Source organism: Pedobacter sp. FW305-3-2-15-E-R2A2, from assembly GCF_038446955.1.
Taxonomy (GTDB): Bacteria; Bacteroidota; Bacteroidia; order Sphingobacteriales; family Sphingobacteriaceae; genus Pedobacter.
Genome location: NZ_CP151803.1, coordinates 3,458,188 through 3,471,577, shown reverse-complemented (window position 1 = coordinate 3,471,577; position 13,390 = coordinate 3,458,188). Strand labels below are relative to the sequence as shown.

Annotated in this window: 9 protein-coding genes; 4 read left to right on the top strand and 5 right to left on the bottom strand. The window is 41.7% G+C overall.

What is annotated here, in order from left to right; genetic code table 11:
- Positions 1–5 precede the first annotated feature (5 nt).
- Entirely contained in the window at positions 6–3,545 is a 3,540-nt protein-coding gene (locus tag AAFF35_RS13765; protein WP_342333093.1) for a DUF6443 domain-containing protein, read from the bottom strand.
- A gap of 1,073 nt (positions 3,546–4,618) precedes the next feature.
- Between AAFF35_RS13765 and AAFF35_RS13760 the strand changes: the two genes are divergently transcribed.
- Complete coding sequence (locus AAFF35_RS13760) at positions 4,619–6,025, top strand: S41 family peptidase (RefSeq protein ID WP_342333092.1); 1,407 nt, start codon at positions 4,619–4,621, stop codon at positions 6,023–6,025.
- On the opposite strand, the gene AAFF35_RS13755 is transcribed toward AAFF35_RS13760, so the two are convergent.
- Both AAFF35_RS13755 and AAFF35_RS13750 read right to left on the bottom strand, forming a co-directional pair.
- Complete coding sequence (locus AAFF35_RS13755; protein WP_342333091.1) at positions 6,014–6,697, bottom strand: response regulator transcription factor; 684 nt, start codon at positions 6,695–6,697, stop codon at positions 6,014–6,016. The two genes, AAFF35_RS13760 and AAFF35_RS13755, sit on opposite strands and share 12 nt — an antisense overlap.
- Positions 6,697–8,166 (bottom strand): HAMP domain-containing sensor histidine kinase, encoded by a 1,470-nt coding sequence (locus AAFF35_RS13750; RefSeq protein WP_342333090.1) that lies wholly within the window; start codon positions 8,164–8,166, stop codon positions 6,697–6,699. The genes AAFF35_RS13755 and AAFF35_RS13750 overlap by 1 nt, the downstream gene beginning before the upstream one ends.
- Positions 8,167–8,327: 161 nt before the next feature.
- On the opposite strand from AAFF35_RS13750, the gene AAFF35_RS13745 reads away from it, so the two are divergent.
- The 3 genes from AAFF35_RS13745 to AAFF35_RS13735 all read left to right on the top strand — a co-directional run bounded on the left by AAFF35_RS13745 (position 8,328) and on the right by AAFF35_RS13735 (position 10,988).
- Positions 8,328–9,527 carry a redoxin family protein gene (locus AAFF35_RS13745; RefSeq protein ID WP_342333089.1) on the top strand — a complete coding sequence of 400 codons (1,200 nt, stop codon included), beginning with the start codon at positions 8,328–8,330 and terminating at the stop codon, positions 9,525–9,527.
- Between the two features lie 138 nt (positions 9,528–9,665).
- Positions 9,666–10,385: a helix-turn-helix domain-containing protein gene (locus AAFF35_RS13740; RefSeq protein ID WP_342333088.1), complete on the top strand. Its 720-nt coding sequence runs from the start codon at positions 9,666–9,668 to the stop codon at positions 10,383–10,385.
- Positions 10,386–10,451: 66 nt separating this feature from the next.
- Positions 10,452–10,988, top strand: coding sequence for a dihydrofolate reductase family protein (locus tag AAFF35_RS13735; protein ID WP_342333087.1), 537 nt, complete (start codon positions 10,452–10,454; stop codon positions 10,986–10,988).
- Positions 10,989–11,253: 265 nt separating this feature from the next.
- Here the strand turns inward: AAFF35_RS13735 and AAFF35_RS13730 are convergent, their stop codons facing one another.
- Together AAFF35_RS13730 and AAFF35_RS13725 are read right to left on the bottom strand one after the other, a co-directional pair.
- The gene (locus tag AAFF35_RS13730) at positions 11,254–12,015 is read right to left on the bottom strand and encodes a TIGR03915 family putative DNA repair protein (RefSeq protein ID WP_342333365.1); all 762 of its coding nucleotides are present in this window, start codon (positions 12,013–12,015) and stop codon (positions 11,254–11,256) included.
- Positions 12,016–12,028: 13 nt separating this feature from the next.
- A complete protein-coding gene (locus tag AAFF35_RS13725; RefSeq protein ID WP_342333086.1) occupies positions 12,029–13,270 on the bottom strand; it encodes a putative DNA modification/repair radical SAM protein in 1,242 nt (413 codons plus the stop codon).
- Positions 13,271–13,390 lie beyond the last annotated feature (120 nt).

The following is a 13,390-nucleotide window of genomic DNA, read 5'->3' as shown; positions in this document are numbered from 1 at the left end:
AAGTTTTAATTTTTTTTCCAGAACTCTTTAAGATCACTAAGCGATAAATTCGGGGCATAAATATAAACGCCTGCACTGGTATGGATACCGGACACCCAGTTTCTGGTAATATCTCCAAGTCCGTTAACTCCGCCAAAAGAAGAAGGAACATTATTTTTTACCGATGAAGCATCAAAGGAAAACTGACGTTGATAGGGTAAAATCTCCCGGTCTAATATATTATTGGCTATGGTGCCCTTATACATCTGGAAACCATGCGTAGCCTCATGTATACCGTTGGCATCACCAACTATGCCCATTGTAATAACCCCTCCCTTTTTTTCAGTACCACCAACCTCTCCACCGGAGATCTCGTTGAAGGTGAATTTTTGCTCTACATCTTTACTGCCCATTTCTGTTAATTCCGCAGATGAACTATTTAAGTTCGCTATATTATCGTTAATCGAACCAACAGCTGCTTCTGCCTTTGCCAGACTTTTCTCCCTTCCTTCCGAAGTTCCCTTTGCTGATATCTCGCTTTTTATTTTTGATACCTTATCATTTGCTTTGCTCAGGTCTTTGTTCTCTGAGGCAAGTCTTTTGTTAATCTGTGCCTGTAGCCTGTCGGCAATGGCCTGATCCTTTTTGGGATCGTCCCATTGCATCCCATCAGGATCTATAAATCTTATGGAATTATTTCTGGCATAATTGTACGGGGACCAGCCCCTGTCTTGTTCCGCTTTCGGGTCAATCACATTCCATCTACCTATCACCGGGTCGTAAAAACGGGCTCCATAATCATACAATTCCGTACCATCTTGCAACTCTTTGCCATTGAATAGCTTTTTATTGCTTGTTCCTGAGGCGTACCTGCTGATCGGTAATCCGAAGGGGTAGTAATCATCCTGCTGAATCTTCCTTGCAACGCCATTGTAAATATCAAAACTCAGCCGTGAATTACCCAGATGATCGCTCAGGGTATATTCGTAACTATAGGTGCTACCATTGGGCACGACCCTACCATACTCATGATCAATAGACCGCAGTGTTCCGCCTACATACTGTATCCCATCTATGTAGTCAAGGGCGGTACCTGCTGAAACAGTTCTTAGCTTACGCCCGGCAGCATCATAAACATAGGTTGCAGAATGAGTGCCCGCCACCTGGTAGGGCAGATTCATCAGGTTATAGCTAAGGGTAATATCTCGGCTGGTGTTGCCTGCATTGGTACGGCTGGTCATATTGCCGTTTTCGTCATAATTATATGATGTCATTGCCGGCAATTGAAAAAGAGGATGAGTGTCGCCTGTAACAGCATCGGTGACGGTACGTAACACATTGCTGCTACTGTATCCATACGACAATTGATCTACCAACCCACTTCCAGGACGTTTTCGCTGAAGGCTCAGGATATTTCCAGCCTTATCATAGGTAAGCTGTTCGTCATAATTTTCGCTGCTCAGCCCGGCGCTCAGCCGGTTGAGCTTATCATAAATGTAACTATAACTTTTGTCCTTATTTCCGGGTATTCCCCATTTTTGTCCTGAAATATTACCATTATACTGAGGATTCCCTCCGCTGTTATATTGTAACTCCATTGCAAAAAGGGGCGCATCAGCATTGATCATCCAGCCCCGTTCATTGTACTGCTGTGTGACTGTTTGTGCAAAATTATTCCCGTCGGTAGAATGCAGGCCCACCTGCACCTGCTGGCCGACCGCATTATAAGTATTACTGCTCAGTAGTGTCCTATTGACACCATTAATGCTCTGCCAGGTTTCTTTCTTTCTACCTGCATGGTCATAGATAAATTCTTCGGAAATCCGCATCTGCTGACTGCCACCGGCGAAATGCTTCCTGTTTGTGGTCAGGATCTGGCCCGTAAAATCATACGTATTAGCTACTTCATCATAATTACCTGCCGACAAAACGCCATCTTTATAATGTTGTTTAAAGATCTTTGTAATCCTGGCTTCATCATCATAATGACTGACAGTCCACAGCATATTGCCGGATCCCATTGTACCATCCAGGATCTTGATGAGGCTGGCAGTCAATAAAGTCTTGGTACGGGTACTGGCAGAGGCGTCCAGATAAACAGAAGGGATGCCTGGAATATTATAATCATCAAAATAGTTTACAGACAAGGTAGTACCCCAGCTGGACGGCCAGGTCACATTGGTATAGCCGCTGCCTGAACTGACCCTACTTTCCCACAATACGGATTGTGTATTAACATTATCCTGCATGGACTGGCGGATATTAGATCCCACCGCACTGCCGGTATGATCGTAAAGGCCCGAAATTACAGTTCGCCCGAAAGCGTCATATTTATTGATCGTCCACTGTTGCGGGGATTTGGCTCTTTGTCTGCCATCCTGGGTCATTACCACCTGGTCAAGGTTATTATAAACCAGATATTCCCATGCTTTTCCAGGTATTTTCTTTTCGATCAGCCTCTTTCTGCCATCATAGTAATACTGATAACAATAATCGTTTAGTTTGGCTGGACTGATACCACCATTATCCGGTTCAGCTATTGAGGGGATCACAAAGCTTAGGTTACCAAGGTCGTCATAAACATAATAAGTAGACAATATTTCTGAGCCATTAAAGAAGCGTCTCAATACGATCTTGCCTTCCTTGTCGGTATACACTTCTCGCGTCCCACTCCGGCCATCTGCTGGCACCCAATCTTCATCCTTCGTAATGTTCACATACAATTGATTGGGGCTATACCATCCCCCGTCAACGAGGTTTCGTTCATAGCTGCCTACAGCTGCAATATCAGCGCGGTAAAGTTTTACTCTTCTGATACCATTCTGATCCGTATTGCTGGAAAACTCTGAAAGAACCGTTTTACCCGTAGCATTTAGCCCAGTTGTCCTAACTGTTGCCGGTTGCCAGCTATTGCCCGGCGCTCCCCGTTCCAGTACTCTATTCAATGGTGAGGATTCAAAAATAGTTTGCGAAAACGGGGTTGGAATGCGCGGTATGCCACCCGGAAGCTGAGACTCAGTTCCACCTGTTGGATTGTAAAACGCTGTAACCTCAGTTAAGGCTCCTGTTTTAAAGCTGCCATCCCCTGTCCCAGTACCGGCATAAGAGAGATAATTCTTATCAATTCGCCCGAAGGGATCGTAAAGTATCGGAGTAACAATATCCTGAAAACCGGGGGCGGCTTGTGTTCGCACATTCTGAATAGGCCTTCCCAGCCCGTCAAAATAGGTGACTGTTTGTTGCAGCTGATCTGCAGAGAGTCCCTGGATCTGCGAAGCTGTGGTAATACCCGCAGTCTTTATCCTGTTTTCAATAATGTAATTCTGGTTAGCGCTTGGGTTCTGTATCATTGGCAGAGCAGGCGCAGCCTGGATGAGTGCCTGAAAATTGCCAGTGGTACTAAAGCCGGGCAGTAAGGTGATGCTTTTGGCGTCTCTGAATGTTCCTGTAGTATTGGGCTGATTCAGCGTAAGCTGGGCAAAACAATTGACAGGAGAAAGAAAGCTAAAGGCTATAACGAAGCTAGAAGCAAAGGTAGTGTGGTGTAAACATAGGGGTGTTTTCATCGAGCGCAGTTAATTTAAATCCATGATCTCTGGCGATAAACATCCCAATACTTCATCTGCCTGTTTCCTGAACCTTTTTTTTATGTATCGCCAAAGGTTAAATAAATATGATTATTTTAAAACGACCTCACAAATTTATTTTAAACTTAAATCAGCTTAAAGATTGCCTAGATCCCAAAAGTCAAGATGCCTGAGTTTCCCCTTTGTTAGTTCTAGCCTAACCAAGATTTTCAAGCAGACGACAAAAAAAAGAGTTAAGGATTCATAGTTGCTAAATGTAATCAGAAAAACAACAAATCACCTCCAGTCCAGTGTCCTTAGTCAGGGGCTAATCATTATATTATACTTCAATAATAATTTTGCCTAACAATTAAAGAATAAATATTATATTTACGCATAGCATTTGCAGCTAAAAAGCATTAAAAAAAAAGGTGCGTTATTCGGGGAGTCGAATTTCAAAACCATCCACATACTGTTGAATCACTGATATTTGAACTAGGTTCGAATCGCAGCGGGATGACCAGATTTAGAATCAAAACGTATAAAACCCTGCTAACATCATGTTAGCAGGGTTTTTCTTTTATGGAGTTGCAATTCTTTGAAATTTAACCGATCCAGGTTGTAGCATAACATTCTTCAGAATTATCAATCAATTATCAAAACGTAAATCGAAAACGGCACTCATACGATCAATTGATAGCGGCAATGGCTATTTCTATACAAATAATGATTTTACGCTAAACCAGTCAAAGTCGATGTTTCTGGGATTAAACTACTGGATGTAAATACCGGGACGTTACCAGGATGCTTCAATGAAATTTTTAACTTTCAAAAAAAGCCTTTCGATTACCATTACGGGTGAAGATTTGCTGAATGCTAATGTTAAAAATTATAGAGATACAAGAGGTTTTAGGGTTGCTTTGAGCTATAAATTCGGAAATGTTAATTTAAAATCTAAAAACAGAAATTTTGGAAATGAGGACGAAAGAAGCAGAACCAATCCCTGAAATTACCTCACTAAGTTTTTAACACTATTTAACGCTTAGCAAATGCAGTAGCGGGTACCTTTAGATATGAAAATAAAATTACCTGCTACTCTACAAATGGCTGTGACAATTGTTGCATTTTTCACCTTCTCTTCCTGCAAACAAACTCCACAAAGCACCTATTCATTACAGGGAACCTGGAAAATGGAGGGTTACGGAAAGATGATCGACATAACAAAAACCTCTGTGAATGTCTATGATACCACGAGATTCAGTTGCGTGCCCAAAGAAACTGTAAAACTTCAGGACAAGGGATTTCTAGGCCAATTTAAACAGGTAGCTCAAGATACTTTGATCATTAGCAGTGGTATAACCGAGTATCGGTTAACACGAATAGCTGGTTTGCCTGGCCGTTGCCGTGTGGATCAAAGTCTAAATCGGGACCCAGGCTACAATTTTGATGTATTCTATCACACCTTTCGAGAGAATTATGCTTATTTCAAAACAAGACACGTTAACTGGGATAGTTTGTACAAACGCAAACGCGCTGAGATCAGCAAGCAAACCACAGGTGTTAAATTACATCAATTAATGACCGAAATGACAGGGCACATTAATGATGGTCACACAGCTATCGCTATACCAGACGAACTTAATAAAACATCTTCAACTGAAGCTGGGGTACCCTCAACGGCCGGTACTTCTTTAAAAAAGCTCCGGGATCATGTGCTCTATAAAAATATAAAGAAACCCACAATGTCAGGCAGGGATAATCTCGGAAAAGGAATCATAAATTGGGGTGTAATGAAAGATAGTACGGGCTATATCCAGATTAACGGCATGATATGCTATCTTGATTTTAAGATTCCGGATAGTGTTACAGGCAATGATTATTGGGAGCAGTATACAAGCTATCTTTTCAAGGAACCTGATGTGCAGGCGAAAGAGGCCGCTATGGCCGGCAAGATCATCGCCCAGGCACTTTATGAATTGCGCAACACAAAGGGAATCATTCTTGACCTGAGGTTTAACGGAGGAGGATTTGACCTGGTATCACTGGAATTGCTGAAACATTTTGTTAAGGCAAAAACATTGATGTTTAGCAAACAAGCCTGGACGGAAAAAGGACTCACAAAAAAGCAGATGATCTTTGCCAAGCCTGTCTCCCCGACCTACCTGCGTCCAGTTGTTTTATTGACCAGCAACCGCACAGCCAGCGCTGCTGAAACCTTCACCATGGGTACCATGTCACTTCCTCATTTCATGCGTATCGGTAGTAAAACGGAAGGTATATTCTCAGATGCCTTACCAAAGCAACTACCTAATGGTTGGGAGTTCACCTTATCTAATGAAATATTTACCAGCGCAAGTGGCCAAAATCTGGAGAACATAGGCATCGCACCTCATGTTTATGCAGGCAATGCAGACCTGGAAAATTTAATGGTCCGTGATGCCGCATTTGAGGCTGCTGTGCGTAAACTATCAGCAAATTAGTTTATAGCCAATTCCACGAACATTTAAAATCTCCACAGAGGGGTCCAATTGCAGGTGCTTTCTTAGTTTAGTGATAAAAACATCCATGGTACGGGTATTGTAAAAGTTATCGTCACCCCATAAAGTTTTCAGGGTTTGTTTTCTTTCGAGTAATGCATTCCTATGGTCATAGAGCAACTTTAACAATTGGCATTCCCGGTGAGAAAGCCTGAATTCTGTCGCCCCGAAATGCAACGTTTGTTTATGAAAGACAAATTGATATCCACCGATTGCGAATGGTGTGGTACCCGTGATCGGATTTGCTAAAGTTCTTTTAAGTAATTCGTTTACTCTTAAAAAAAGTTCATCCAAACTGAAGGGTTTCTTTAAATAATCATTTCCGCCACTCTCATACCCTTCTATCACATCTTTAACTGCTGTCCGCGAGGTTAGAAACAATACAGGAACAGCTGATCCCAATGCACGAATCTGTCTGACAAGCGTAAAACCATCGGTATGCGGTAACATCACATCTACAATGCAAAGATTGCAGCTTTCATTCTGAAATAAGCTAAATGCCTTTTTTCCGTCCGGGGCATGTAACACATCAAAGCCAAGCTGCTCAAGACTGTCCTTGATCACTTTGGCCAAAAATGGCTCATCTTCTACCAATAATAGTTTAATCTTTTCCATTAGTACAACGGCAGTTTAATCGTGAATCTACTTCCTGTGGGATAGTTTTTACTTACGAATATTTTACCGTTGTGCTGCTCTATCACTTCTTTCACATAGCTAAGTCCAAGTCCAAAGCCTTTCACATCGTGGAGGTTGCCTTGTGGCACCCGAAAAAACTGCTCGAATATTGAGCGGTTATATTCTTGTGGAATTCCGATACCATGATCAGAAATGTTGATGTCCACATGATCTAAAGATGTGCTTACGGCAATGGCAACCGCAGGTCTGCCCAGGCTATATTTCAGGGCATTGTCCAGCAGATTAACAATGGCTTTACCCAGGCTGTCCGGGTCTCCGTTCAGGTATGCTGCAGTTGTGGCAGGAATATAATCAACACATGATTCACGGTATTCTATTTGCACCCTTAGGTCATCAATTGCTTTAGAAATCAACTCGTTAACCCCTACTCGTTCCTTATTAACCAACACATTATTCATCACTTGTTCAGTCGTTAATATTTGATTGGTCAATTCACTCAACTTATCCGCCTGGTGGGCAATGATACTCAGGTATTCGTGTTGTTTATCAGGGGAATACTTAAATGCCTGCAAGGCTTCGGCAGTTATTTTGATGGAAGCAATGGGGGTATTTAGCTCATGGGTCATGTTGTTAATGAAAGCGTCTTTAAGTTCAGCCAGCTTATGTTGGGAAAGCAATGTTTTAACGGTATAAGCAAAACAACCAATGGTGATGACTATAAGGAGTAGCGAGGTAATGATGACCCATTTAATCTCCTTAAAAAAGTAGCGGTTCTGATGTTCAAATCCAGCATCAACAAATTCCTTTTTATAAGGCTTGCGGAAACTGGTATTCACCGGTCTGGTAAGGTATAGATTGTCGTTTCTGACTGGATTCAGCACAAAGTCTGCATAAATATTTTTAGCCTCCAGTTGCTGTCTGAACAACAATGCAATCCTATCGGGATTCGTGGTACTGCTGCTGAATACCTTTTCCAGACTATCGCCCAGCATTTGGGTATAATAATAGACCGTTCCTTCTTTAAGGTCTGGTTTTAAGATCCTCTCTCCGAAGTGTTCGATCAGCTTCGCTTTGGCCTTTGGGGTAATGTGATCCAGTTTTTCCTTAAAATCGGCTAAGCCGAATTGGGTCTTTCTGTTTTTGTCGCCCTTGAATTTGGGATGCGTATCCTGGATGTAAAAAACAGTGGCGCTGTCCCGGTTATTACGGTTTGCAGTTATGGTGATCAGGGAGGTATCGGCCAACCAGCCTTTGAAGCGTTTCACGATCTGCTCTTGCCGCTGATCTCGTTCTTTATCCAGGGCTTTAATCAATGCCTCGTTAATATCATGATCAAACGCTTTCACTGTATTTTGGTAATTCTGATAATTCCAAAAAAGCTGTAGTCCGACTATACCTGTGACGCAAAGCGACATGAGCAATAGGATCAGGACTATATTTTTTTTCATTTGAATCAATTTGTCTTTAAATGGATCATGATGGCTCCATTGCCGTAAAACTACAACATGTTCTTAAACAAAAGCAGGAGTTAACACTAATTAACTCTAGTTAACCTGTGTTAAGGCTGAGCATCGTCCTGCAGATTTACTTTAGAATAAAAAAATGCAATATGAAAAAGACACTTGTTCTTCTATTTCTGTTTACCGTTAGTACTTCACATGCCCAGCTTAAAAACGGCGACCTTGTACCCGACCTGCAATTCAGCAAAGTCCTAAATGCACCTGTTCCATTTGCTGCACTGAGCCAATTGAAAGGAAAGATCATCTTATTGGAATTTTGGGCAACCTGGTGTGGCTCATGCCTCGCGGCAATGCCTCATCTCAAAGCCTTGCAGGCGAAGTACCCGAAATCCTTACAGGTCATTGCAGTCACTGATGAGACCGCATCACGAACGACTAAGTACCTGCAATCAAAGCCTGCTAACTTTTGGTTTGCCATAGATACCGGGCGACATATAGCTAAATTATTCCCACATAAACTGATACCACATGCAATTCTCCTCGACGCTGATGGGAAGTTGGTCGCATCAACCCATCCGGAGGCCATCACTGAAAAAGTAATCGATAGTCTTTTGTGGAAAGAAAAGGTTCATCTACCAGAAAAGATAGATCAGACTGTCAGTCCTGAGGAATTAATTAAACAACGCTTTTTCGCTGCAGATACCTTGAGTTACAGATTCATGATGGAATCAGAGATTAAGGGTGGACCAGGACTAAGTACGACCTGGTTGAATGATAACACATTTAGCGGGCGTAGGCTCACCTGTATAAATCTGAGTCTGGCTTCCCTTTACATGTTGGCATACGGAGATTATCCCTACAACCGCACCATAAACGAAACAGGGATGGAGAAGAATGAACCCGTTTACTGTCTGGACCTGATTGTTGAATCGCCAGGAGATTTATTATCCACTTTACAAAAAGAGCTGACCAAAAGATTTGATCTGCAGGCAAAAGTAAAACCCATTATTAAAGAAGTACAGGCGCTCAGGATTATAGATGTTGCGAAATTTAAAAGCATCAGGAGAAATCTCAGTGGCAAACGAACCTATTATTCCAGACACGGAGAGATAGACCAGGATGCGATCAGCATGAGCGATTTTGCCCAGTTTATTGAGAATTATGGTATAGGTAAGCTCGTTGTGGATCAAACAGGAAACTCAGAAAAACTGGATATTAAATTCTCTTTCCAGCCGGAAAACCCACAAAGCTTACTGGATATCTTGAAGCGTATGGGTTTGGGCTTAACCAAAATCCAACAAACCGTTGATATACTCGTACTTTATAAGCCCAATTCTTATGAACAGTAAAAAACCGGTGGCTGTGAATGAGATATTGCAAAAAAAAAAGAAGCCACAAATCGAAAATTTATACTTTTATAAAGTATGCGTATTCAAATGTATGATATCATCCCAAGTCTGCGATCCTATGTTAAACTGATATGCACTATGGATTGCGATGAAGGTACAGACAACAATCATGTACGTGTGCTTCCTGATACTTGTGTTGAATTGTTTCTGAACTACACCAGCACGCCAATTGCAATTATAGATGATGAGCTGTACAAGCGCAGTATCGTTAGCTTTCGCATGAGCCGTCCTATGGATATTCAGATGCGTAAAGGAGCGGGTTGCCTCGCCATTTGTTTTTACCCTGGCATGGCGTATAAATTTTTCCACCTTCCAATGCAAATGCTAACCGACACGAATACAGCACTATCAGATGTATGGAAAGACCTGGCGGGAGAAATAGAAGACAAACTAACCTCCGCCCCTGACAATGAGACCCGCGTATTTATAGTACAGAATTATTTGCTGCGACAATTGAGCTTGGGAAAGGATGATTTGCAGGTGGCCCATTGCCTCCAACAAATGCAAGGTGCAGCTGGCTCAATATCACTGAGCAAGCTTACAAATGACACCGGTATTAGTCAGCGCCATCTATCAAGGAAATTTCAGGAGTATATTGGCCTGTCACCTAAAGAATACCTACGTGTGTACCGATTCATACAATCGCTATCTCTGCTGAAAAAACACCCTGAATGCTCACTTACAGAAATAGCCTGCAAAAGTGGTTATTACGATCAGGCGCACTTTAATCGTGACTATAAAAATTACGCTGGCTGTACTCCTGGCGAATTGGCACGTGCGGCAGATATTCTGTATTGATGTCCGTTCTGTACAATTTGAAACAAGTTATTCTTTACAATTTTGTCCTACAAAAACATTAGAGATATGAGAAAACTAATATTAGGGTTAGCAGTAACATTGGATGGATATATTGAAGGGCCCAATGGCGAATATGACTGGTGCTTCACGGATCAGGATTATGGTCTGAACGAGTTCTTTACCGGTATAGACGCGATGTTTATTGGACGCAAAAGCTACGAGATCGCACAACAATATGCAGAGAACAATAACGGAGAAACGATTCCCGGCATGCCGGGAATGATCGAATACGTATTTTCCAACACCTTGAAAACAGTAAAAGAAGGTGCGGTACTTATATCCGGAGATGTCATTACCGAGGCCAGAGAGCTAAAAAAACAACCAGGCAAAGACATCTGGCTGTATGGTGGTGCCGAGCTCAGCGAAGCTTTGATGAAAGAAGACCTTGTAGATGAATTATGGTTGTCAGTACATCCAATACTACTTGGCAGTGGCAAAGCGCTGTTCGGTAAGCAAAATAACCGTACCAAACTTAAACTCCTACATAGCAAAACTTATGAAACCGGGTTGGTATCGCTCCGCTACAGCATCAATAAAGAGTAAGCAAGGCCAGGGCTTTACGCTTTCCCAAGATTACTCAAAAAGAAGTTATCTCATTTCCATAACTTCTTTTTGAGTAGAAGTAAATCAAAAGGCCAAAACATAGCGCACTCCAATTGAATCCTGATTTATGACAACAAAACTAACGACTTACTAAGATTGGACACGCTTGTTAGCATGGGGTACACAGGTATTTACACCTCGCCAATGCAGACAATGACCATCGTTCGGCACAAGAACTTTTAGTACTCATTGGTAAAGAATGACATTAATTTTCCGGCATCTTTTCCGGTAAATGCTTCCAGTAACGTTTAGGCATATGCTGTATATGAAGCCGCATATTTTTCCGTGCCTTAATGTTAACACTACTAAAATACCTGCGCCAAAGTTCCTGGAAAAATTCTTCTCTTTCATCACAAATTTCTGCAATAGCCTTAGCCGATCCAGCTCCGAGCTTAAACTCAAGTTCTACAGTGGTCACCGTTTCGAGATCATAATAAATGCCATACTTTCTCCTGGCATCATAAATTAACCAGCGCTGATCCGCATAGCGCCCTTTAAAATGACCTTCAATAAGAGGCAAAACATTATGATCAGGTTCAATAATAGCATAGAACAGGTGATCTTTCGTAAGTTTAAAACGAACGAAAGCCTCCATTCGGTGGGCTTCCCGTTTGACTTTCTTAGCCAGCTTTTTAACATCCCAAACTGCGCTATTGCTGAAATTTTGTTCTATGTTGTCTTTACATTCAAAAACATACTTTACAAAACGCCACATCATTTCCTCCGATTTTTCTTCTTCAGATAAGTAGATATTATAGAGATTTTTCAAGCCTTCAGCAGAAAGACGCTGTTTAAGCCCCTTCATCACGCGTGTGGCTTTAATTTCATCTGTGATCACATAATGAGGTGTTGCAAATAAAGGAATTGAAGCTGTTTTTTCTTTCAAAAAGCATACTTCATTCAGCTTGTGGTCATAGCTATCAAAGATTGCTGTCAGCCAGCCCTGATAGGTTCCATCGTAAATCATTGCGGTCATTAACTCAGAATAAGGCCAGTTGTGAAGAGAAATCAGATTTATATTTACTGTTCTGCAAGCTTAGGATCTGATGTTTGATTTGAACCGACGTAAAATCCTTTTGGATCGAAAAAGGATGAGGAACCGCCAAAAAGTATTTCGCACGGTTATAAGCGATCCCCATCTTTTGTAAATGCTCGGGTAAAAGCCTGTTAAATTTCCGTGCAGCTACTATTTTTTTTGCATTTTGATGTCCAATTCCGGGTATCCGTTTAATCATTTCAAGGGTAGCGGTATTAATATCAACAGGGAATTGGTCAAGATTACGCAATGCCCAACCTAATTTAGGGTCAATATCCAGGTCCAGATGTGGCTGATCAAATCCAACAATTTCATTCACCTTAAATCCGTAGAATCGGATCAGCCAATCTGCCTGATAAAGGCGGTTTTCGCGAATGATGGGAACCGGTGTACCTATCATTGGGAGCCGCCCGTCGTTACTGATGGGAACGTATCCGGAATAGTATACCCGTTTCATATTCATTTGCTGATAAAAATAATCTGCCATCCCCAGAATCTCCATATCGGTTTCTTTTGTAGCGCCGATCACCATTTGTGTACTTTGCCCTGCTGGTGCGAAAACAGGCGCTTTCTTGTTTAGAGATTTTTCCTCCCGATAACCGATGATTTCCTTTTTTAAGTATTCCATTGGTTTGATCACATCGATATGTTTTTTTTCAGGTGCCAGTAATTTCAGACTTTGCTCCGTTGGCATTTCAACATTTACACTTAAGCGGTCAGCGTATAATCCGGCCTCCTTCATTAACTCGTCACTCGCTCCTGGAATAGCTTTTAGATGGATATAGCCATTGAAATTATGGTCTATGCGTAATTTTTTAGCAATCCGAACCAGTCGTTCCATCGTATAATCAGGGCTATCGAAAATCCCTGAACTTAAAAACAACCCTTCGATGTAATTTCTGCGGTAAAAATTTATGGTCACATCAACCACCTCCTCTACCGTAAATGCGGCACGTTTTACGTGATTGCTTTTTCTGCTCACACAATAAGCGCAATCGAAAATGCAATGATTGGTCAGTAAAATCTTAAGTAAGGAAACACATCTGCCATCTTCCGTGAAAGCATGGCAAATTCCATACCCTTTGGAATCTCCGAGGCCTTTGTCTTTGTTGTTTCGTTTGCTACCGCTTGAGGAACAGGAAACATCATATTTCGCTGCGTCGGCCAGTATTTCCAACTTCTCCATTACCCTGCTATTGACCATCCATTTATATCTTTATCCGGTAAAAATACTAAAAATATTAGTATATTAAAACTGATAAATTTATTGCCTGGATGTACATCTGTTGAAATCATCCTATATTAG

Bases quoted from the DNA above. Each gene is read 5' to 3' on its own strand.
- AAFF35_RS13725 (WP_342333086.1), bottom strand. From the start codon at position 13,270: ATGGAGAAGTTGGAAATACTGGCCGACGCAGCGAAATATGATGTTTCC.
- AAFF35_RS13730 (WP_342333365.1), bottom strand. From the start codon at position 12,015: ATGATTTACGATGGAACCTATCAGGGCTGGCTGACAGCAATCTTTGAT.
- AAFF35_RS13745 (WP_342333089.1), top strand. From the start codon at position 8,328: ATGAAAAAGACACTTGTTCTTCTATTTCTGTTTACCGTTAGTACTTCA.
- AAFF35_RS13740 (WP_342333088.1), top strand. From the start codon at position 9,666: ATGGATTGCGATGAAGGTACAGACAACAATCATGTACGTGTGCTTCCT.
- AAFF35_RS13760 (WP_342333092.1), top strand. From the start codon at position 4,619: ATGAAAATAAAATTACCTGCTACTCTACAAATGGCTGTGACAATTGTT.
- AAFF35_RS13765 (WP_342333093.1), bottom strand. From the start codon at position 3,545: ATGAAAACACCCCTATGTTTACACCACACTACCTTTGCTTCTAGCTTC.
- AAFF35_RS13750 (WP_342333090.1), bottom strand. From the start codon at position 8,166: ATGAAAAAAAATATAGTCCTGATCCTATTGCTCATGTCGCTTTGCGTC.
- AAFF35_RS13735 (WP_342333087.1), top strand. From the start codon at position 10,452: ATGAGAAAACTAATATTAGGGTTAGCAGTAACATTGGATGGATATATT.
- AAFF35_RS13755 (WP_342333091.1), bottom strand. From the start codon at position 6,697: ATGGAAAAGATTAAACTATTATTGGTAGAAGATGAGCCATTTTTGGCC.